The 19,758-nt window shown below is 64.0% G+C and carries 20 protein-coding genes; 16 read left to right on the top strand and 4 right to left on the bottom strand.

Translation table 11 applies throughout. The features are described from left to right. Positions 1 to 229 precede the first annotated feature (229 nt). From C7G41_RS34260 to C7G41_RS34220, 9 genes are all read left to right on the top strand, one after another. A complete protein-coding gene (locus C7G41_RS34260; RefSeq protein ID WP_106946666.1) occupies positions 230 to 1,234 on the top strand; it encodes a Gfo/Idh/MocA family protein in 1,005 nt (334 codons plus the stop codon). 9 nt (positions 1,235 to 1,243) lie between these two features. Beyond that, on the top strand, positions 1,244 to 2,431 hold the full coding sequence (locus tag C7G41_RS34255) for a DegT/DnrJ/EryC1/StrS aminotransferase family protein (RefSeq protein ID WP_106946665.1): 1,188 nt from the start codon (positions 1,244 to 1,246) through the stop codon (positions 2,429 to 2,431). 43 nt (positions 2,432 to 2,474) lie between these two features. Beyond that, positions 2,475 to 4,001: a murein biosynthesis integral membrane protein MurJ gene (gene murJ / locus C7G41_RS34250; protein WP_106946664.1), complete on the top strand. Its 1,527-nt coding sequence runs from the start codon at positions 2,475 to 2,477 to the stop codon at positions 3,999 to 4,001. Positions 4,002 to 4,155: 154 nt separating this feature from the next. Next, positions 4,156 to 4,572: an SRPBCC family protein gene (locus C7G41_RS34245; protein WP_106946663.1), complete on the top strand. Its 417-nt coding sequence runs from the start codon at positions 4,156 to 4,158 to the stop codon at positions 4,570 to 4,572. Positions 4,573 to 4,872: 300 nt separating this feature from the next. After that, positions 4,873 to 5,151, top strand: coding sequence for a DUF1127 domain-containing protein (locus C7G41_RS34240; RefSeq protein WP_106946667.1), 279 nt, complete (start codon positions 4,873 to 4,875; stop codon positions 5,149 to 5,151). A 50-nt stretch (positions 5,152 to 5,201) separates the two neighbouring features. Then, positions 5,202 to 5,990 (top strand): GNAT family N-acetyltransferase, encoded by a 789-nt coding sequence (locus tag C7G41_RS38515; protein WP_106946662.1) that lies wholly within the window; start codon positions 5,202 to 5,204, stop codon positions 5,988 to 5,990. Then, positions 5,903 to 8,176, top strand: coding sequence for a xanthine dehydrogenase family protein molybdopterin-binding subunit (locus C7G41_RS34230; RefSeq protein WP_245446846.1), 2,274 nt, complete (start codon positions 5,903 to 5,905; stop codon positions 8,174 to 8,176). The genes C7G41_RS38515 and C7G41_RS34230 overlap by 88 nt, the downstream gene beginning before the upstream one ends. A gap of 87 nt (positions 8,177 to 8,263) precedes the next feature. Further along, on the top strand, positions 8,264 to 8,710 hold the full coding sequence (locus C7G41_RS34225; protein WP_106946660.1) for a cytochrome c: 447 nt from the start codon (positions 8,264 to 8,266) through the stop codon (positions 8,708 to 8,710). Positions 8,711 to 9,051: 341 nt separating this feature from the next. Beyond that, positions 9,052 to 10,347 (top strand): cystathionine gamma-synthase family protein, encoded by a 1,296-nt coding sequence (locus C7G41_RS34220; RefSeq protein WP_106946659.1) that lies wholly within the window; start codon positions 9,052 to 9,054, stop codon positions 10,345 to 10,347. A 78-nt stretch (positions 10,348 to 10,425) separates the two neighbouring features. Here C7G41_RS34220 and C7G41_RS34215 read toward each other — a convergent pair whose 3' ends face one another. Then, positions 10,426 to 10,842: a CHRD domain-containing protein gene (locus tag C7G41_RS34215; protein ID WP_106946658.1), complete on the bottom strand. Its 417-nt coding sequence runs from the start codon at positions 10,840 to 10,842 to the stop codon at positions 10,426 to 10,428. A 155-nt stretch (positions 10,843 to 10,997) separates the two neighbouring features. Between C7G41_RS34215 and C7G41_RS34210 the strand changes: the two genes are divergently transcribed. Beyond that, on the top strand, positions 10,998 to 11,927 hold the full coding sequence (locus C7G41_RS34210) for a cytochrome c (RefSeq protein WP_106946657.1): 930 nt from the start codon (positions 10,998 to 11,000) through the stop codon (positions 11,925 to 11,927). Positions 11,928 to 11,952: 25 nt separating this feature from the next. Here C7G41_RS34210 and C7G41_RS34205 read toward each other — a convergent pair whose 3' ends face one another. After that, positions 11,953 to 12,198, bottom strand: coding sequence for an Lrp/AsnC family transcriptional regulator (locus tag C7G41_RS34205; protein WP_007602021.1), 246 nt, complete (start codon positions 12,196 to 12,198; stop codon positions 11,953 to 11,955). A 128-nt stretch (positions 12,199 to 12,326) separates the two neighbouring features. Between C7G41_RS34205 and thiD the strand changes: the two genes are divergently transcribed. The 4 genes from thiD to C7G41_RS34185 all read left to right on the top strand — a co-directional run bounded on the left by thiD (position 12,327) and on the right by C7G41_RS34185 (position 16,229). Continuing rightward, positions 12,327 to 13,127 (top strand): bifunctional hydroxymethylpyrimidine kinase/phosphomethylpyrimidine kinase, encoded by an 801-nt coding sequence (gene thiD, locus C7G41_RS34200; RefSeq protein ID WP_106946656.1) that lies wholly within the window; start codon positions 12,327 to 12,329, stop codon positions 13,125 to 13,127. A gap of 185 nt (positions 13,128 to 13,312) precedes the next feature. After that, positions 13,313 to 14,125, top strand: a complete 813-nt coding sequence (locus C7G41_RS34195) for a UDP-2,3-diacylglucosamine diphosphatase (protein WP_007602023.1) — start codon at positions 13,313 to 13,315, stop codon at positions 14,123 to 14,125. Positions 14,126 to 14,138: 13 nt separating this feature from the next. Further along, positions 14,139 to 15,182: a glycosyltransferase family 1 protein gene (locus C7G41_RS34190; RefSeq protein WP_106946655.1), complete on the top strand. Its 1,044-nt coding sequence runs from the start codon at positions 14,139 to 14,141 to the stop codon at positions 15,180 to 15,182. Positions 15,183 to 15,245: 63 nt separating this feature from the next. Continuing rightward, positions 15,246 to 16,229 carry a threonine/serine dehydratase gene (locus C7G41_RS34185; protein WP_106946654.1) on the top strand — a complete coding sequence of 328 codons (984 nt, stop codon included), beginning with the start codon at positions 15,246 to 15,248 and terminating at the stop codon, positions 16,227 to 16,229. A 73-nt stretch (positions 16,230 to 16,302) separates the two neighbouring features. On the opposite strand, the gene C7G41_RS34180 is transcribed toward C7G41_RS34185, so the two are convergent. Continuing rightward, positions 16,303 to 18,108, bottom strand: a complete 1,806-nt coding sequence (locus C7G41_RS34180; RefSeq protein ID WP_199198762.1) for a caspase family protein — start codon at positions 18,106 to 18,108, stop codon at positions 16,303 to 16,305. A gap of 164 nt (positions 18,109 to 18,272) precedes the next feature. Here C7G41_RS34180 and C7G41_RS34175 point away from each other — a divergent pair, with 164 nt between their 5' ends. After that, positions 18,273 to 18,716: an RbsD/FucU family protein gene (locus C7G41_RS34175; protein ID WP_106946652.1), complete on the top strand. Its 444-nt coding sequence runs from the start codon at positions 18,273 to 18,275 to the stop codon at positions 18,714 to 18,716. A gap of 30 nt (positions 18,717 to 18,746) precedes the next feature. Here the strand turns inward: C7G41_RS34175 and C7G41_RS34170 are convergent, their stop codons facing one another. Further along, positions 18,747 to 19,064: an antibiotic biosynthesis monooxygenase gene (locus C7G41_RS34170; protein ID WP_007602028.1), complete on the bottom strand. Its 318-nt coding sequence runs from the start codon at positions 19,062 to 19,064 to the stop codon at positions 18,747 to 18,749. A 121-nt stretch (positions 19,065 to 19,185) separates the two neighbouring features. Here C7G41_RS34170 and C7G41_RS34165 point away from each other — a divergent pair, with 121 nt between their 5' ends. Continuing rightward, complete coding sequence (locus C7G41_RS34165; RefSeq protein WP_106946651.1) at positions 19,186 to 19,545, top strand: hypothetical protein; 360 nt, start codon at positions 19,186 to 19,188, stop codon at positions 19,543 to 19,545. Positions 19,546 to 19,758 lie beyond the last annotated feature (213 nt).

Genomic DNA, 19,758 nt, shown 5'->3' with positions numbered 1-19,758 from the left:
CGAGCTCGCCTGGCTACTCGCTGCCCATCTGAGGCTCTTAACTCGCCGCTTGGCCAGACCTTGAAGACGTCTACGCTTTTTGAGTCAGGCTCTCAGGGACTTAAGGCCCGGAAAACGTGTAATTTTTTGAATCAAATCGTGTCCGGACCGCTAGCTCCGCATTCGCCACAAATGTGGCGTCCGTGCTAGAAGCGCCCCGGGGATTTGCGTTGAATCGGGGTTTGCTCACATGAGTTCCACAGGATCTGCACTGGCAAAGGCCGGCTTGCGCGTCGGTGTCATTGGCGCAGGCGTGATGGGCAGCAATCATGCGCGCGTGCTCGCGGGTCTTCCCGGCGTCAACCTTGTCGGCGTCGTCGATCCTTCGCCGGCACATCGCACGCGGGCGATGGAGCTTGCCAATTGCGCGAGCTTCGAGACGCTCGACCAATTGCTGGCCGAAGGCGTCGATGCCGTCACCATCGCGGCGCCGACCCATCTGCATCACGAGGTCTCGCTCGCCTGCATCGCCAAGAACATCCACGTGATGGTCGAGAAGCCGATTGCGTCCACGGTCGCGGAAGGCCGTGAGATCGTCACGGCTGCGCAAAAGGCCGGCGTGACGCTGATGGTCGGCCATGTCGAGCGCTTCAATCCGGCGGTCGCCGCCGTCAAGCAGGCGATCGCGGGCGAGGACATTCTGTCGATCGCGATCACGCGCGTCGGCCCGTTCCCGCCGCGCATGTCCAATGTCGGCGTCGTCATCGATCTTGCCGTGCACGACATCGATCTGATCCGCTGGTTCACCGAATCCGACATCATCGAGGTGCAGCCGCAATTGTCGAGCGCGGTCGCCGAGCGCGAGGACATCGCGCTCTTGCAATTCCGCACCGCCAACGGCGTGCTCGCGCACATCAACACCAACTGGCTGACGCCGTTCAAGGCGCGCAGCGTCACGGTCGCGACCCGCGGCAAATACGTGATGGGCGATCTCCTGACGCGCCAGGTCACCGAATGTTTCGGCTTCAAGCCTGATGGCAGCTATTCGATGCGGCATCTGCCGGTCGGCCATGACGAGCCGCTCCGCGCCGAGCTGATCGCGTTCCTCAAGGCCGTGCGTCACGGCGAGACGCCGGCGGTCACGGGTGACGAAGGCGTCGCCAGCCTCGAGATCGCGACGCAGTGCCTGGAAACGCCGTCGCGGCCCGCGGCCACCTCGTCTGCCCGCAAGGGTCCGCGCCGCGTCGCTGGCTGATTCCTCTCCATGCCGATCACTCAAGAAGGCGCCAAGAACCAGGCCATGAACCAGCATCTGCGTTCCGAACCCATTCCTTTCATCGACGTCGCCTCGCAGCGCCGCCGGCTCGGCGACTCGCTCGATGCAGCCGTGAAGCGCGTTCTCGATCATTGTCAGTTCGTCAACGGTCCTGAAGTCGCCGAGCTCGAGAAGCAGCTTGCGGCCTATTGCTGCGCCAAGCACGTCATCGGTTGCGCCAGCGGCACCGATGCGATCCTGATGGTGATGATGGCGAAGAATGTCGGGCCGGGCGACGCCGTGCTGTGTCCGTCCTTCACCTTCATCGCGACGGCTTCGCCCGTGGCGCGAACCGGCGCGACGCCGGTTTATGTCGACGTCGACGAAGCCACCTTCAACATGAGCCCGGAATCGCTCAAGCGCGGCATCGCGACCGCCCGCAAGGCCGGCCTCAAGCCGGTCGCGATCATTCCGGTCGATTTGTTCGGACAGCCGGCCGATCACGACGCCATCGCGGAGATTGCCAAGGCCGAAGGCCTGTTCGTGCTCGACGACGCCGCGCAGGGTTTTGGCGCGAGCTACAAGGGCCGCAAGCTCGGCACCTTTGGGCTCGCCACCGCGACCAGCTTCTTCCCCGCAAAGCCGCTCGGCTGCTTCGGTGACGGCGGCGCAATCTTCACCGACGACGACGAGCTCGCGGCGACGCTGCGCAGCATCCGCGTGCACGGGCAGGGCGTCGACAAATACGACAACGTTCGCCTCGGCCTGACCGGCCGGCTCGACACCATGCAGGCCGCGGTCCTGATCGAGAAGCTGAAGATCTTCGACGACGAGATCGCCGCCCGCAACGAGGTCGCCGAGCGCTACGCGCGCGGTCTCAGCAATGTGGTCACCGTGCCGCGCGTGGCTCCCGGCAATACGTCGGTCTGGGCGCAGTACACGATCCGCCTCCCTGAGGGCACCGACCGCGACGGCTTTGCCGCCGCGCTGAAGGCGCAGGGCGTGCCGACGGCGATCTACTACGGCAAGTCGATGCATCAGCAGACCGCCTACAAGCAGTACCCGGTCGCCGAGGGCGGCCTGCCTGCTTGCGAGAGCCTGTCGCAGGACGTCATCAGCCTGCCGATGCATGCCTATCTGACCGAAGCCGATCAGGAGCGAATCATCGCGGCCGTGCGCGGCGCGCTTTCAACCTGATTTCCCCGTTTTGCTGCGCGAGCTCTTCCTTTAGAAGGGAACGATGCTCGGACGTATCTTCACGGTTGGTGGTTACACGCTGCTCTCGCGGCTGACGGGATTTGCCCGCGACATCATGCTCGCGGCGATTCTCGGCGCCGGCCCCGTCGCCGACGCCTTTTTCGTGGCGCTGCGCCTGCCCAACCATTTCCGTGCGATCTTTGCCGAGGGCGCCTTCAACGCGGCCTGGGTGCCGGCCTACGCGCATGTCCATGGCGAGCGCGGGGAGGGGGCGGCAAGACTGTTCGCCGACCGCATCTTCACGCTGCTGCTGGCCTCCCAGGTGGTGCTGCTGATCGTCGCCTGGCTGTTCATGCCGCAGGCCATGAGCATTCTGGCGCCCGGGTTTTCCGAGGACGCCGAACAGCGCAGGCTCGCGATCGAGCTCACGCGGATCACCTTTCCCTATCTGCTGCTGATCACGCTGGTGACGCTCTATGGCGGCATGCTCAACGTGATGCAGCGCTTTGCCAGCGCCGCGGCCGCGTCGATCTTCCTCAACATCTCGATGATGATGACGCTGGCGCTCGCCGCCTGGTTTCCCAGTGCGGGCCACGCCGCCGCCTGGGGCGTCCTCATCTCCGGCTTCCTGCAATATGTCCTGCTCGCCGGCGATCTCGCCGGCCATGGCGGCCTGCCGCGCTTTGCGCCGCTCAAGCTCGACGAAGACGTCCGCGCATTCTTTAGGGCACTCGGGCCGGCGACGCTGGGCGCGATGGGCACGCAGCTCGCGCTGTTTGCCGACACCATCATCGCGACCTTCTTGCCCGCCGGCGCGTTGTCGGCGCTGTATTACGCCGACCGTCTCAACCAGCTCCCGATCGGCGTCATCGGCATTGCCATCGGCACGGTGCTGCTGCCGGAGATGTCGCGGCGGATCACGGCCAACGACCATGACGGTGCGATGAAGGCGCAGCGCCGTGCGTTCGATTTCACGCTGCTGTTCTCGGTGCCGTTCGTCGCCGCCTTCCTCACCGTGCCCGACGCGATCATGCGCGCGTTGTTCGCTCGCGGTGCGTTCTCGAAAGCCGATGCCGCCGCCGCAGGCGCCACGCTCGCGGCCTATGCCATCGGCCTGATCCCCTTCGTGCTGATCCGCAGCGCGGTCGCGACCTTCTATGCGCGCAAGGACACGGCGACGCCGGTGCGGGCGTCGCTGACCGGCATCGCGGTCAACGTCGCCTTGAAAATTGCCTTGATGGGATCGCTGGCCCAGATCGGGCTTGCGCTGGCCACTGCCGTCGGCGTCTGGACCAACCTGCTGATGGTGCTGTTCTTCGCGGTGCGGCGAGGCTTTCTCGTGCCGGACCGCGCCTGGCTATTGTCGCTCGCCAAATTTCTGCTGACCGGCCTTATCCTGGCCGCCGCCTTCTGGCTCATCGCGCGCTTTAGCGGTCCTTGGTTGGGGTCGATGCACTTCCGGGACGAATTGACGCTGCTTCTGCTGGCCGTCGGGGGCACGATTGTCTACGCGCTCGCCATCCTTGCACTGTTCGGCCGCCGCTGGCTGGTCTCGCTGGTGCGCGGCTAGCTTTTCATATTTTTGACGGCTCGACCTTGTCGGCACGGGCCAGTCTCGATCGTCCTTGGATGGACACATCTCGGAAGTGCGGCGGATGGACCCTGCACAATTGACGTGATGCCGTCACCTCGAGCCGGCAAAATTCGAACCAGGAGCACTGTTTATGAGGATCACCGTCGAAACTAACGTAGCAGCCCCCATCGATCAGGTCTGGCGCGCTTATACGACGCCTGCCGACATCATGAAGTGGAACGCCGCGTCCGACGACTGGCATACGACGAAGGCGGCCGTCGACCTGCGAAAAGGCGGTGTCTTCTCCTCGCGCATGGAGGCCAAGGACGGCAGCATGGGCTTTGACTTCGCCGGTACCTATACGAAGATCGTCGAGCACAAGCGGATCGAATACGCGTTCGGCGAGCGAAAAGCTGAAGTCGAGTTTGTGCCCGCCCCGAAGGGCGTTCTGGTCCGGGTTGTCTTCGATGGCGAATCGACGCACTCGGTCGAGCAGCAGCAAGGCGGTTGGCAGGCAATCCTCGACAATTTCGCACGATACGTGGAAGCGAAGCAGACGAAGTCGTGAAGGGCGTTGACGGGCGTCGTCGGCTTCGGCGCCCGGCACCCTCAGGTAGGGACTCGCCTCCAGGATGCAGCGAACCTCTACACATCTCTTGATTTTGCGCGATTGCTGTAGTAATCGCGTCGCATGATCAAATCAGTGCGCAAACTCAACCGCAACCACATGACCCGCTTCGGCTGGGCCGTGGAAGGAGTCGCGCGCTAAGAATTCGACGACGACATCTTTCCACCAGGCCCCGCCGGCATCGGAGGGGGCCTTTTGTTTGGCCACGCTTCCCTGCCGGCACAACAGCAGGAGCGTCCGATGCCACCCCAACAGACGAACATCACATCCGAGGCCGAGGGACTCTCCCTCGAACTTGCATCGACGCGCAGCATCCCAGGCTTGCTCTCGCGATACTGGCGTGCGCTCCAGGACTGGCGCTGGCGGCAGGGTCCACAAATCGCCTTGCAGGACCTGAGTGACAGGGAGCTGATGGATATCGGCCTGACGCGTGGCGAGGTCGACTACATCTCGCCGGAACGGGCTATCGAAAGGCTGAGGGATAATGCGAGGACCCTGTGGGGCCGCGGTGGGATGTGACCGACCAGCGGTCCTGCCGACCTTCGCAGCGACAAGGAGAGGAAGCGACCATGATGTCGCATGCGCCGAGTGCCCCGGCGGATTTGGAAATCCGCCGATTGACTGTCGATGATCTCGACCTCTTTCGCGACATTCGCGCGGAGGCGCTTCGGACGCACCCTCAAACATTTGGTTCTGCCGAAGAGGACGAGGGCGGAGAGGCGATGCTGACTGCCTATCGGCATTGGCTCAGTGGGGCGATCCTTGGCGCCCTCTGGCGGGGAAATCTGATCGGAGTCGCAGGCTTCTACGTGTCGCCAGCTCTTCGGTCGCAGCACAGGGGTCACATCTTCACGGTTTACGTGAGGGAAGATGGCCGAGGTAAAGAAATCGGAGATCGACTCATCAAGGAGCTTCTTGCCGATGCTGAGGGATGCGTCGAGCAGGTACATCTTGAGGTCCTGCTCGAAGCAATCGCTGCAATCAGGACCTACAAGCGCAACGGATTCGAGGTCTACGGCACGGATCCCGCTGCAGTCCGTATAGGTCATATCACGTATGACAAATACCTCATGGTCAGGAAATTCAGCCATGGAGGCGCGGGGTCGCCCGAAGCCCCCGAGGGCGGCTTCGAATCATCGGCCTTGACAGGCGCGGCCCGCCTAAACCCGTTTGCCTTGCCAGTTTTTCCACGGCAATATGCCGGCAAAACAACCATGAGAAACGGGACGAGAAAATGGCGGCTCCCATCAAGTTCGGCGTTGGCCAAAGTGTGTTGCGCAAGGAGGATGACGCGCTCATCCGCGGCAAGGGCCGCTATACCGACGATTATGCGCCGCAGGCCGCTTTGCGCTGCCTGATGCTGCGCTCGCCGCATGCGCATGCCAAATACACCATCGATGCGAGTCGCGCCCGCACCCTACCCGGCGTCGCGCTGATCCTGACTGCCCATGACGTCAAGGATCTCGGCAATCTGCCCTGCCTGTTTAACCTCGAGACCGATCCCTTCACCGGGCCGCCTTACCCGATCCTCGCCAAGGACGAAGTGCGACATGTCGGCGATTCCATCGCCTTCGTCGTCGCCGAGACCATCGACCAGGCCCGCGACGCGATCGAGGCGATCGAGGTCAAATGGAGCCCGCTGCCGGCGGTAACCGGGGTCGTCAATGCTGTGAAGAAGGGCGCAGCCTTGGTCTGGCCGGACAAGCCCGGCAACGTGCTGTTCGACGTCTCGATCGGTGACAAGAAAGCGACCGAGGCTGCCTTTGCCAAAGCGCATGCGGTGGCCGAGATCTCGATCGTCAATCCACGCGTCGTCGCGAACTTCATGGAGACGCGCGCGGCGGTGTGCGAATACGACGCCAAGCGCGACCATCTGACGCTGACGGTCGGCAGCCAGGGCAGCCATCGCCTGCGCGACATCCTCTGCCAGAACGTGCTCAACATTCCGACCGACAAGATGCGGGTGATCTGCCCCGACGTCGGCGGCGGCTTCGGCACGAAGCTGTTTCCCTATCGGGAGTACGCCCTCCTGGCAGTCGCCGCGCGAAAGCTGAAGAAGGCGGTGAAATGGGCGGCCGACCGCACCGAGCATTTCATGGGCGACGCGCAGGGCCGCGACAACGTCACCACCGCAAAAATGGCGCTGGCCGAGGACGGCAAGTTCCTCGCGATGGATTGCGACCTGATGGGCGACATGGGCGCGTATCTGTCGACCTTCGGGCCCTATATCCCCCATGGCGGCGCCGGCATGCTGCCGGGCCTCTACGACATCCAGGCGTTCCACTGCCGTGTGCGCACCATCTTCACCAACAGCGTGCCGGTCGATGCCTATCGCGGCGCCGGGCGGCCCGAGGCTGCTTACGTCATCGAACGTCTGGTGGACGCCTGCGCGCGAAAACTCGACATGACGGTGGATGCCATCCGCCGCAAGAATTTCATCCAGCCGAAGGCGCTGCCCTACAAGACCGCGACCGGCAAGGTCTACGATTCCGGCGACTTCGCCGCGCATCTGAAGCGCGCGATGGAGATCGCCGAGTGGAAGGAGTTTGGCAAGCGCGCCAAGGCGGCCAAGAAGAACGGCCTGATCCGCGGCATCGGACTTGCGAGCTATGTCGAGGTCTGCGGCACCATGGGCGAGGAGACCGCCAACGTGCGGATGGACCCCAATGGCGATATCACCGTCCTGATCGGCACCCAGTCGAGCGGGCAGGGCCATCAGACCGCCTACGCGCAGATCGTCGCCGAGCAGTTCGGCGTTGCGCCCGAGCGCGTGCACGTCCACCAGGGCGACACCGACATGATCGCCACGGGCCTCGGCACCGGCGGCTCGGCTTCGATCCCGTCGGGCGGTGTCAGCGTCGAGCGTGCGACCCGCGAGCTCGGCGCGCGGCTCAAGGAGATCGCAGCGCAGGCGCTGGAAGCCAGTGCCGGCGACCTCGAGATCACCGATGGCCTGGTGCGCATCGCCGGCACCGACCGTTCGATCTCGTTCGCCGACCTCGCCAAGCGTGCCGGCGTCGATCCGTCGAAGCTCAATGCGAGCGCGACTTTCGCCAGCGCCGACGGCACCTATCCGAACGGCACCCATGTCGCGGAGGTCGAGATCGATCCGGCCACCGGCATCATCAAAATCGTCAACTACGTGATCGTCGACGATTTCGGCATGACGCTTAATCCACTGCTGCTGGCCGGCCAGGTCCATGGCGGCGCCATGCAGGGCATCGGCCAGGCATTGATGGAGCAGGTGGTCTATGGCGCGGGCGACGGCCAGCTCGTCACCGCGACCTTCATGGACTACGCGCTGCCGCGCGCGGCGGACGGGCCGGCCTTCGTGTTCGAGACCGCCAACGTTCCCTGCAAGACCAATCCGCTGGGGGTGAAGGGCGCGGGAGAGGCCGGTGCGATCGGGTCCTGCCCGGCGGTCGTCAATGCCATCGTCGACGGGCTCTGGCGCGAATACAAGATCGACCACATCGACATGCCGGCGACTCCGGAGCGGGTGTGGATCGCCGTCAACGAGCACCATCGCCGTCACAGCCTGTGACAATTTTTCACGGAATGAAATCTGCCAGGCGGTGTTGGCCCATTGAGGGGTCAGCAAGATCCTGCATTAGGGAAAAGGATTCTGCGAATGAAGCGAGTGTTGGTGGTTGGGGGCGCGCTCCTGCTCGGTATGGGCGCGGTTTGGGCACAACAGGACTCCGTCAAGGAGGTCCAGACCCTGATGAAGGGCAACGGCAAGAACGCCGGCGCCGTGGCGGCGATCGTCAAGGGCGAGAAGCCCTACGATCAGGCCACGGTGGACAGTGCGCTGGCGCAGTTCGAGGACACCGCCAAGAAGCTGCCGAACTTGTTTCCGGCGAGCGCAAAAGGCATGAAGCCCGAGGGCGACTACAGCGCCTCGCCGAAGGTCTGGGAGGACAAGGCCGGGTTCGATGCCAAGGTCGCCAGCTTCGCCAAGGTCGTCGCCGAGGCCAAGGGCAAGATCAAGGATCTCGACTCGCTCAAGGCGATTTTTCCCGCGGTCGGTAAGGAATGCGGCGGCTGCCACGAAACGTTTCGCGTGAAGAACGGTTGAGGCGCACAGGAAGCGCGTAGCCCGGATGGGAGCGCAGCGCAATCCGGGAGATCTATCCGAGCTGACATACTGTCCCGGATTGCGCTGCGCTCCATCCGGGCTACCAGATTTTAGAAGGGCGGCCTGCGAAAGCAGCCGCCCTTTTTATTGGGCCGCGTGTCGCCGCTGGAAATTCTACCCGCAAGGCCTGACGGATCGCCGCTGGAGCAGCTATCTTTACTCCAGCCGCCGCGGCATTGCGTGAGCTCTTGACGCTGACGCATTCCGCTTCCTGACTCGTTCATGACATCGGGAGTTCCAACCCTCGGCGAGCACCTCAATTAGCAACAGCGAGACAGGCCATGGTAAAACCGTTCCCGTCGAAGACGCACATCGGCAACCACATGCTGCATCCGGAAACGCTGATGCTGACCTATGGCTATGATCCGCAATTATCGGAAGGGGCCGTCAAGCCGCCGGTGTTCCTGACCTCGACCTTCGTATTCAAGACGGCCGAGGACGGCCAGGACTTCTTCGATTTCGTCTCTGGCCGGCGCGAGCCGCCGGAAGGGATGGGCGCGGGCCTAGTCTATTCGCGCTTCAATCACCCCAACAGCGAAATCGTCGAGGACAGGCTCGCGATCTACGAGCGCACCGAGAGCTGTGCGCTTTTCTCGTCCGGCATGGCGGCCATCGCGACCACGATTCTGGCGTTCGTCCGCCCCGGCGACGTCATTCTGCACTCCCAGCCGCTCTATGGCGGGACGGAAACCCTGCTGACGAATACGCTTGCGCGTCTGTCGATCGGCGCCGTCGGCTTTGCCGATGGCGTCGATCAAGCCGTGGTCAGTCAGGCCGCGGAGGAGGCCATGCGCAAGGGCCGGGTTTCGATGATCCTGATCGAAACTCCGGCCAACCCCACCAACGGGCTGGTCGACATCGCGATGATGCGGCGTGTCGCCGAGACCATCGGAAAGGCCCAAGGCCACGTTCCGATCGTCGCCTGCGACAATACGCTGCTCGGGCCGGTGTTTCAGCGGCCGATCGAGCACGGCGCCGATATTTCCCTGTACTCGCTCACGAAATATGTCGGCGGTCATTCAGATCTGATCGCGGGCGCCGCGCTCGGCGCGAAGGCGGTGGTGAAAGGCATCAAGGCGCTGCGGGGCGCCATCGGCACCCAGCTCGATCCGCATTCCTGCTGGATGATCAACCGCTCGCTCGAGACGCTGAGCCTGCGCATGGAAAAGGCAGATGCGAATGCGCGCCTCGTGGCGGACTATCTGCGCGATCATCCCAAAGTGGCCAAGGTTCACTATCTCGGTCATCACGACGCGGCGTCGCCGGACGGACTTGTGTTTGCGCGGCAATGCACAGGGGCGGGATCCACGTTCTCGTTCGACATCGTCGGCGGCAAGGCCGCGGCCATGAAATTCCTCAACGCGCTGCAGATCCTCAAGCTGGCGGTGAGCCTCGGGGGAACGGAGTCGCTTGCGAGCCTGCCTGCCACCATGACCCACTCCGGCGTTCCCGCCGACATCCGCCGGAAGATCGGCGTGCTCGATTCCACGATCCGGCTGTCGATCGGCATCGAACACCCGTCGGATTTGATCGCCGACCTCGCGCAGGCGCTGAACGCAGCCGAACCTAAGGTGTGACGCCTGCGCCAGCGCTACGCGGAATCGAAAAGGGCGGTTGCGCAAGCAGCCGCCCCTTTTGTTGGGTCGTTCGAAAGCTTACTTCGTCACCTGACCGCGGATCTCGCCGCCCGGATTGGCCGCGGTGTGGATGTTGACGTAGAGTTTGCCGCCGAGCAGATCGGCGGCCTGCGCGTCGGTCAGCGTCGCCGAGCCCTCGGCCGGGCTGGTGGCAGCGCTTGGGATCGGGATCGCAACGCCGGCGTTCTTGCCGGGCTCGGCAGGTCCGTGGAAATGCGCGGCGGTGGCGGGCCCGGACAGGCCGGAATAGGTGACCTTCCAGGACAGCTTCTTGCTGGCGGCGTCGTAGTCCAGATCAGCCGTTCCGGTGCCGCTGCTGGTCGTTGCGGGGACCTCGGACTTGGCGTCGAGCGTTGCTTTCAGCTTTTCCGCGCTGGCCGAACCCGCAAAAGCAACGGCGCCAAGCACTGACATGGCGATGACGATCTTGTTCATGATTTTTCTCCCTGCTGAACCCGTTTGGGCTGCCAAACTTCCAACAGCCGGCATTGCAGTTTATTCCCGTTTCAGGCCGCGGTGGGCTAAATTCTTCGTGGCTGGAGCCGCGAGGACATCGGTCATAAGCTTCGCCGCGACGACGAAAGGACCGCATGTTGCGACGAACAATCTCCGTGGCGCTGCTCGCCGCACTCGCCACAGCCGGCGTCTATTGGTGGCTCAGTGCGCCGGTGGGGGCGGCCGCCGGTACCGCGCCCGCCCGCGTCCCTGATCTTGCCGATGGCCAGGTGATATTCAACGCCGGCGGCTGCGCCTCATGCCATGCCGTCCCTGACCAGCCTGATCGTCTCAGGCTCGGCGGCGGCGTTGCGATCAAGTCCCCGTTCGGAACGTTCTATGCGCCGAACATCTCCTCCGATCCGACCGACGGCATCGGCAAATGGAGCGAGGCCGAATTCGTCAACGCGGTGATGCACGGGGTCTCGCCCGACGGACAGCATTATTTTCCGGCCTTTCCCTACACGTCCTATCAGCATGCCAGGCGCGAAGACGTGCTCGATCTCTTTGCGTATCTGAAAACGCTGCCGCCCGTTGCCGGCAAGGTGCGCGACCACGACGTGGGCTTTCCGTTCAACATCCGGCGCAATGTCGGCATCTGGAAATTCTTATTTCTGGACGGCAAGCCCTTTGTCGCCGACAGCGCGAAGTCGCCGCAGTGGAATCGTGGCGCCTATCTCGTCAACAGTTTTGGCCATTGCGCGGAATGCCACAGCCCGCGCAACCCGCTTGGCGGCATCATCGCCGGACAACGCTTCGCCGGCGGTCCCAATCCGGAAGGCGAGGGATGGGTCCCCAACATCACCCAGAAGGGCCTCGGCGAGTGGAGCGCGAAGGATATTGCCTATTTCCTGAAGACCGGCGAATTGCCCGACGGCGACAGCGTCGGCGGCGCGATGACGCGGGTGATCAAGAACACCTCGCAATTGCCGGACGACGATCTCGCGGCGATGGCGGACTATCTCAAATCGCTGCCGGCGGTGGACGGTCCGCCGCGCCCCAAGCGCAAGGAGGGCGGCGCCTGATCGGGGCCCGCCCTTTTCCGGACGGTCAACTCGCGCCAAACGCCTTGAAGGTGATGATGGTGAGGGTGTCCTGGATGCCGGGTAACACCTGCACCTTCTCGTTGACGAAGTGGCCGATATCGGTGTCGTTGTCGACGTAGAACTTCACCAGCAGGTCGTATTGACCGGCCGTGGAATAGATCTCGGAGGCGATCTCGGCTTCGGCAAGCGCATTGGCGACCACATAGGATTGGCCGAGCTTGCATTTGATCTGGACGAAAAAGGGAACCATCGCGGTCACTCCGAGAGCATATCTGGCGGCTAATAGGCCAAACCCGGCCGGATTTAGCAAGCGAACTTGCTGGGTTGGGGCAGGCGCGCTAGGACGGGCCATGGCTTCGAAAACGCGGAAAATCGCCCATGACGACGCCTGTCGCGCTGACCATTGCCGGCTCCGATTCGAGCGGCGGCGCCGGCATCCAGGCCGACCTGAAGACCTTCGCCGCGCTCGGCGTTTTTGGCGCTTCCGCCATCACGGCGCTGACGGCGCAGAACACCCGCGGCGTCACCGGCATTCACACGGTGCCCGCCGAATTCGTCACCGCGCAGATCGACGCGGTGTTTTCCGACCTCGAGGTCGGCGCGGTCAAGATCGGCATGGTGGCGCAAGCGGCCAGCATCGATGCGATCGCTGCCGCGCTGTCGCGCTGGGCGCCCCGGCATATCGTGCTCGATCCCGTGATGGTGGCGACATCGGGTGATCGCCTGCTCGCCTCCGAAGCGGTCGACGCGCTGCGCATCAAACTGATGCCGCTGGCCTCGGTGATCACACCCAATCTGCCCGAGGCCGCGGCTCTGCTCGACGAACCGGTCGCGGCCAGCGAGGCCGAAATCGAGAGCCAGGGGCGCCGGCTGCTGGCGCTCGGCTGCCGGGCGGTCCTGATCAAGGGCGGACACGGCGAGGGCGCCGAGAGCATCGACTATCTCGTCGATGCCAGCACCACGATCGCGCTCGCCGCACCGCGCATCGCCACAAGCAACACCCATGGCACCGGCTGCTCGCTGTCCTCGGCGGTCGCCGCGGGGCTCGCCAGAGGCGAGGATCTCGAGCGCGCCGTGCGCAACGCCAAGGCCTGGATCAGCGCGGCGATCGCGGCCGCCGATCGCTTCAGCGTCGGCCACGGCCACGGCCCGATCCATCATTTCCATAAATTTTACTGAACGCCGGTCGCGCGCGCGCCGCGGTTCCGGGTTCTTGCGGAACCGCCGCGAGGCCCATGTCGCCTGATTGTCGCATGCGACTGATATTCGCGGGGTGGGCGAGGCAAGCGCGATTCGTATCCGAAGGTGCCTCAAAGGTTCAATTGGTCATCCCCCTGTCACGGGACATTGTTACAGGCTGGCGCATGGGAAGTTACGATGTGAGTGACGAGAGCCCGGAGCGGCGCTTTCGCACGTTGTTCATCTCCGACGTTCATCTCGGAGCCCGCGGTTCTCAAGCCGACCTTTTGCTCGATTTCCTGCGTTTCCATGATGCCGACACCATCTATCTCGTCGGCGACATCGTCGACGGCTGGGCGCTGAAATCGAGCTGGCATTGGCCGCAATCGCATAACGACCTGGTCCAGAAGCTTTTGCGCAAGGCGCGCAAGGGCGCCAAGGTCATCTACATCCCCGGCAATCACGACGAGTTCCTGCGTAACTATTACGGCACGCATTTCGGCGGCATCGACGTGGTCGAGAACACCGTCCACACCGGCGCGGACGGCAAGCGCTATCTCGTCATCCACGGCGACATCTTCGACCTCGTGGTGCAGAACGCACGCTGGCTCGCCCATCTCGGCGACAAGGCCTACGACTTCGCGATCCAGCTCAATCGCTTCGTCAACTTCTTCCGGCGCATGTTCAAGGTGCCCTATTGGTCGCTGTCGCAATGGGCCAAGCAGAAGGTCAAGAACGCGGTCAACTATATCGGCGCATTCGAGCAGGCGCTCGCCGCCGAAGCGCGGCGCCACGATGCCGACGGGGTGATCTGCGGCCACATCCATTACGCGGTGATTCGCGATGAGGGCGGCATCCGCTACATGAATTGCGGCGACTGGGTCGAGAGCTGCACGGCGCTGGTCGAGCACGACGACGGCCATTTCGAGATCATCACCTGGGCGGACCAGGCCGAGAAGCCGGCACAGGTCCCGCAGGTCGCAGCCAGAGCCGCATGACAAAGGCAGCCTGATGCGCATCCTGGTCGCGACCGACGCGTGGCACCCGCAAGTCAACGGTGTGGTCCGGACGCTGACCAAGCTTGCCGACGCCGCCAAAGGTCTCGACGTCGAATTCTCGTTCCTGACGCCGCAATCGTTCCGCACCTTTGCGATGCCGAGCTATCGCGACGTGCGGCTGGCCATGCCGCGGCCGGGCAGAATCGCGAAGCTGATCGAAGAGGCGCGCCCGGACAGCATCCACATCGCGACGGAGGGGCCGATCGGCCTGATGGTCCGCCGCTATTGCCGCCAGCGCAAGCTGCCGTTCACGACCAGCTTCCACACCCGCTTTCCCGAATATGTCCGCGCCCGCATGCCGGTTCCGGAATCCTTGATCTGGCGGGCGGTGCGCCGATTCCATAGCCCCAGCCGCGCCGTGATGGCGGCGACGCCGGCGCTCGCCAGCGAGCTGACCGAGCGCGGCTTCGACAATGTCGTGCTGTGGCCGCGCGGCGTCGACACCCATCTGTTCCATCCCCGCGCGATCGATCTCTGCCTGCCGGCACCGGTGTTCCTCTCGGTCGGCCGGGTCGCAGTGGAGAAGAATCTCGAGGCGTTCCTCGACCTCGAGTTGCCCGGCACCAAGGTGATCGTCGGTGACGGTCCGGCACGTGCCGCGCTGGAGGAGGCCTATCCGGACGCGATCTTCCTCGGCGAAAAGCACGGCGAGGAGCTGGCGGACATCTATGCTGCGGCCGATGTCTTCGTGTTTCCGAGCAAGACCGACACGTTCGGCCTCGTGCTGCTCGAAGCGCTGGCGAGCGGCCTGCCGGTTGCGGCGTTTCCGGTGAAGGGGCCCCGCGACGTGATCGGCGATGCGCCGGTCGGCGCGCTCGATCACGATCTGCGCAGCGCCTGCTTCGCCGCGCTCGACATCTCCCGGCAGGACTGCGTGGACTTCGCCGCCAACTACACCTGGGAGGCCTCGGCCCGGGCTTTTATCGACAGCATTTTGGCGGTCGGCGCGGTGCTGCCCGGCCGAAACGGGGCGGCGCCAGCGCGATTCGTCGCCTGAGAACCCAAAGCCCTCGCGCGGAGATGTCTTGCTCGCGCCTCATCCGCCGCGATAACATCAGGCATGACAGAACAGCTCCTTCCGATCGGCCCTGCCGATATCGATGCCGCAGCCCGCGTGATCGCGCCCTTCGCCGTCCGCACCCCGCTGTTGTCCTTTCCCGTGCTCAACGAACGCGTCGGCGCAAAGGTCTATTTCAAGCCGGAGATGCTCCAGCGCACCGGCTCGTTCAAGTTCCGCGGTGCCTTCAACAAGGTCGCCTCGATCCCGCAGGACAAGCGCGCCGGTGGCGTCGTGGCGTTCTCCTCCGGCAACCACGCCCAGGGCGTGGCGGCGGCGGCCAAGATCCTCGACATGCAGGCGACCATCGTGATGCCTGCCGATGCGCCGTTGTCCAAGCGCGAGCGCACCAAATCCTACGGTGCCGAGGTCGTGCTGTACGACCGCGACCGCGACGACCGCGAGGCGATCTCGCGCGGCATCGCCGAGAAGCGCGGCGCGACACTGGTCAGGCCCTATGACGATCCCTTCGTGATCGCCGGCCAAGGCACCGCCGGCCGCGAAATCGCGGAAGACATGGCGGCACTCGGTCTCGCTCCTGACATCGTGGTGGCGCCGGCCTCCGGCGGCGGCCTGATCGCGGGCGTCGCGACGGCCGTGAAGGCCCGCTTTCCACTGGCCCAAATCGTCGTCGCCGAACCCGAGGCGTTCGACGATCATAGCCTGTCGCTGACAGCAGGGCATCGCGAGCCGCATGCACCCGCCGGCCGCACCATCTGCGATGCGCTGATGGCCCTGATCCCCGGCGAGATGACCTTTGCGATCAACAGCAAGCTGCTCGCGCGCGGCGTCACCGCCTCGGACAAGGAAGTCGGCGCGGCCGTCGCGTTTGCCTATCGCGAGCTGAAGCTCGTGGTGGAGCCGGGCGGAGCGGTGGGCCTCGCCGCGCTGCTTGCGGGACGACTTGATGTTGCCGGCAAGAACGTCGTCATCGTGCTCTCCGGCGGCAACGTCGACGCCGATTTGTTTGCGGAGCTGGTGGCCTGATAATCTAATCTTCTGACATGAAGAAGGGCAGAGCGTCACCGCTCTGCCCTTTATCGTGTGTGGCCGACCGCGATCAGTGCATGAAGCCGTGGTGGTTGTTGCCGCCGTTACCACCCTGGCTCTGGTTCATCGACTGCCGGAAGTTGTTGCCGCCATTGTTGACCATGCGATTGGTCTCATTGAACTGCGGGCGGTTGTTGTTCTGCACCTGCACCTTGTTCACCGGGTTGTTGTTGATCTTCGCGCCGTTGTTGATGCGGATCGGGTTGTTCTGGGTCTGAACGTTGACGGGCTTCGCATCGACGGTCGTGCCGCCCTTGCCGACATTCACCGGCATGCTCACGATCTTGCCGGGGTTGCCGTTGACAGTGCCGGCATTGTTGCCGCCGTTCTGCGTCTTGTTAGTCGCAGGCAGCGTCACGATCTTGCCGATGCCGCCATTGTTGTTGGTGGTCTTGGTCGGCGCAGGCAGGGTGACGATCTTGCCCGGGGTCTGCGACGGCGTGCCGTTCTGCGGGTTGGGCTGGTTATTGCCCGCCGGCAGGTTGATGATCTGGCCGCCATTGCCGAGCTTGCCGATGCCGTTGTTGTCGCCCGACTTCTGCACGATCGGGAAATTGCCGTTCACTTGCGCACCGCCATTGCCCTGCTGCAGCGGCATGTATTTGGGCTGGCCGAGATTGCCGATCTTGAAGGTCGGGGCGATATTCTGCGGCGCCAGGAACTTGGTCGCCTGCATCAAGGGGATCTGCTTCGGCTGCATCTGGAGCTTCAGCGCGACCTGCGCATAGGGCGTGTTGCCGTAGCTGTCGTAGAAGTTCTTGTAGCCGAGCGGCGAGTTCGCGAGCACCGCCTTGTGCCAGGCCTGCGTAAGCAGCAGGTTGTTGAGCAGCCAGCGGACGTGATCGCACAGCGGGTCGTGCGGATACATCGTGATGAATTCCTGATAGTACTCGGGCCGAGCTTCCGACACGACGTAGTCATAGGCCTGGCGCGTCGAGCGGCTCGGCAGGTTGGAGGCCATCTGCACGACAGGCGCATTCACCGGCGCGCGGTTGGCGGCAACGGCGGTGTCGCCGAAGAAGGTGAAGTCGGACGTCAGCGACGAACTCTCCCACGGGATCTGCGCGCCGCTGGTGGTCTGGTTCACTTCGAGGCGAACGCGCTTGAACAGCTGCTCGATCGGCACATTGGGCTCGCGCGCGACGTTCAGGAAAGCCTGCGTGTAGGGGCTGTGGCCGCCGGTGCCGTCCAGCGCTTCCGCGCCCGGTGCGGTCGAGTAACCGACGATCGAACCGTTCGGCGCATCGACGATGGCCAAGCCGCGACCGGCATCATTCACGTTCGGGAACGGGTTGTTGCGGCAGGCATCGAGGATGACGATGCGCATGCGGCTCGGGATCGTCTCCAGCGTCGACATCACGTCGACCAGGCGGACGGAGTTGTTGACGAGCTCGGTCTGGCTCGAGACCTTGGCGTCGACGGGAACGAGGTAGTTCTCGCCGGCGAGCTGCACGCCGTGACCGGCGTAGTAGACCATCGCCACCGTATTCGGACCGCGCGCCGACACTTTGGCGGAGAAGTCCTGCACCACGCGGAGCATATCGTTCTGAGTCAGGTCGGTCGCGGCGACCACTTCGAACCCGGCGGAGTTCAGGAACTTCGCCATGGACTCCGCGTCGTTGTCGGGGTTGGCGAGCTGCGGCGCGTTCTGGTAGTTCGAATTGCCGATTACCAGCGCGACGCGCTGTTCCGGGCCTTGCAGCGCGGTGGGAGCCGGCTCGACCGGGGCGACTTGCGCGGAAACTGGGCCGCAGGCGAAGCCGAACAGGCTTGCCAGCAGGCTGGCCGTCATCAGGAAAGGTTTTAGGCGGAACATGGCGTGCTCCTTTGGCACTGATCTCGATACGAGATTGGTTGCCGCGGAGCTTGGGCGCGTTCGAGTTTGAGGTCCGTGATCCCAATCACCATGGTAGGCTGCGTGATCTGAATCACGCTTGGAACATGCCGAGGTGGGCGCCCAATGGGAGGACAGTCCGTCACATGCTGAAATCCATCGATCCGATCCTCACGCCCGACCTGCTCTGGCTGCTGGCGTCCATGGGCCATGGCGACGACCTCGCTTTCGTCGATGCCAACCACCCGGCGGCACGCATCGCGCAGAGCACGCATTCGCAGCGCCTGATCCAGTTGTCGGGCATGAGCATGGAGACCGCGATTCGCGCCATCATGTCGGTCTACCCGCTCGACGATTTCGATCCTGATCCGGTGCGCGTGATGATGCCGGTCGACGATCCCGGCCGCGTCCCCGACGTACAGCGCGCGGTGCTCGCCGAGATCGAGCGTGCCGTCGGCAGCCCCGTCACGCCCGGAAAACTCACGCGGCCGGATTTTTATCGCGCAGCGGCAGCCAGCTTTGGCGTCGTGCAGGTCGGGGACAGCAGCAGCTACGGATGCTTTCTGATCAGGAAGGGCGTGATCAGCTAGCAGCGCACGATTGAACGGTGCGGGACGGCGTCACGCGTGCTCGAATGGTCCGACCTCGCGGATCACCTTGCAGATCTGCAGGAAGCCGCTGGCGTAGAATTCGGCATGTCCCCGCTTCATCGTCTCGACATGTTCAGGGTGAGTGCGCCAGGCTTCGAGCGCTTCCTCCGAGGCAAAACGGAACACGGTGAGCTCCTCGCCGTCGTCGGCCTTGAACGACTTGACCGACACAAAGCCGGGAAGACGGCTGACGATGTCGTACATGCGCGCGCCGAGCCGGTCGTGTTCGTCGACAGAGGCGCCGTCACGCAATTGCAGATCGCCAATGACAATCACTTCGCCAATCATGTTTCCTTGCCCCTCGGTGATGGATTTCCGTTCCCGATCTCTTCGGTTTCGCGGTGGCTTTGTTACATCGCCCACCCGAATTTGAATGGCCTGCCCGCATCCGACTGTCTATGGTCGGTCCATGTCGCGCCTTATGTGTCTATCTGTCGCTATCGTCCTATCGCTGCTGCCGGCTGTCGCGCCGGCTGCTTCAATCCAAAAGCGCCCCAAGCAAGCCTGGCATGGCTACGGCTTCCTGCCGGGCTATCGCCAGCCGCTGAGCAACAGCATTCCGCTCTACAAGCAGAAGGAAGCGATGCGGCGGATGTCGCCCAGCGACCGGCGCCATTGGTACATCGATCCGGTCCCCCAATATTTCGGCTGGGACGGTGAGTGGCGCTATTTCGGCCGGCCTGGCTTCGGCGGCGGCCGCTACAACGGCGGCAGTTTTGGCCCGTGCTGGACGCGAACGCCGATCGGCGCGGTGTGGAATTGCGGGTGATCTCGCTGATCCGTCATTGCGAGCGCAGCGAAGCAATCCAGACTTTTGCCGCGGAAAGACTCTGGATTGCTTCGCTGCGCTCGTAATGACGGCGAGAGTGTTTTCCTCACTCCGCTCTCGTGCGCCGGACGCAGCGCAGCGTCTCTTTGACGGTGCGCTGCAGAGCCGGGGCCCAAGTTGCGACGGAAGCTGTGGCTCCTGGGTCGCGGATCT

This window comes from Bradyrhizobium sp. MOS002, from assembly GCF_003020115.1.
Lineage (GTDB): Bacteria > Pseudomonadota > Alphaproteobacteria > Rhizobiales > Xanthobacteraceae > Bradyrhizobium.
Note: the sequence above shows the minus strand (reverse complement) of the source record. Positions and strands in the feature narration are given on the sequence as shown.

Coding starts and splice junctions, on each gene's coding strand:
- C7G41_RS34260 (WP_106946666.1), top strand. CDS start 230: ATGAGTTCCACAGGATCTGCACTGGCAAAGGCCGGCTTGCGCGTCGGT.
- C7G41_RS34215 (WP_106946658.1), bottom strand. CDS start 10,842: ATGAACAAGATCGTCATCGCCATGTCAGTGCTTGGCGCCGTTGCTTTT.
- thiD (WP_106946656.1), top strand. CDS start 12,327: ATGACGACGCCTGTCGCGCTGACCATTGCCGGCTCCGATTCGAGCGGC.
- C7G41_RS34255 (WP_106946665.1), top strand. CDS start 1,244: ATGCCGATCACTCAAGAAGGCGCCAAGAACCAGGCCATGAACCAGCAT.
- C7G41_RS34180 (WP_199198762.1), bottom strand. CDS start 18,108: ATGTTCCGCCTAAAACCTTTCCTGATGACGGCCAGCCTGCTGGCAAGC.
- C7G41_RS34205 (WP_007602021.1), bottom strand. CDS start 12,198: ATGGTTCCCTTTTTCGTCCAGATCAAATGCAAGCTCGGCCAATCCTAT.
- C7G41_RS34240 (WP_106946667.1), top strand. CDS start 4,873: ATGCCACCCCAACAGACGAACATCACATCCGAGGCCGAGGGACTCTCC.
- C7G41_RS34195 (WP_007602023.1), top strand. CDS start 13,313: ATGGGAAGTTACGATGTGAGTGACGAGAGCCCGGAGCGGCGCTTTCGC.
- C7G41_RS34170 (WP_007602028.1), bottom strand. CDS start 19,064: ATGATTGGCGAAGTGATTGTCATTGGCGATCTGCAATTGCGTGACGGC.
- C7G41_RS34245 (WP_106946663.1), top strand. CDS start 4,156: ATGAGGATCACCGTCGAAACTAACGTAGCAGCCCCCATCGATCAGGTC.
- C7G41_RS34210 (WP_106946657.1), top strand. CDS start 10,998: ATGTTGCGACGAACAATCTCCGTGGCGCTGCTCGCCGCACTCGCCACA.
- C7G41_RS34190 (WP_106946655.1), top strand. CDS start 14,139: ATGCGCATCCTGGTCGCGACCGACGCGTGGCACCCGCAAGTCAACGGT.
- C7G41_RS34165 (WP_106946651.1), top strand. CDS start 19,186: ATGTCGCGCCTTATGTGTCTATCTGTCGCTATCGTCCTATCGCTGCTG.
- C7G41_RS34220 (WP_106946659.1), top strand. CDS start 9,052: ATGGTAAAACCGTTCCCGTCGAAGACGCACATCGGCAACCACATGCTG.
- C7G41_RS34185 (WP_106946654.1), top strand. CDS start 15,246: ATGACAGAACAGCTCCTTCCGATCGGCCCTGCCGATATCGATGCCGCA.
- murJ (WP_106946664.1), top strand. CDS start 2,475: ATGCTCGGACGTATCTTCACGGTTGGTGGTTACACGCTGCTCTCGCGG.
- C7G41_RS38515 (WP_106946662.1), top strand. CDS start 5,202: ATGATGTCGCATGCGCCGAGTGCCCCGGCGGATTTGGAAATCCGCCGA.
- C7G41_RS34225 (WP_106946660.1), top strand. CDS start 8,264: ATGAAGCGAGTGTTGGTGGTTGGGGGCGCGCTCCTGCTCGGTATGGGC.
- C7G41_RS34175 (WP_106946652.1), top strand. CDS start 18,273: ATGCTGAAATCCATCGATCCGATCCTCACGCCCGACCTGCTCTGGCTG.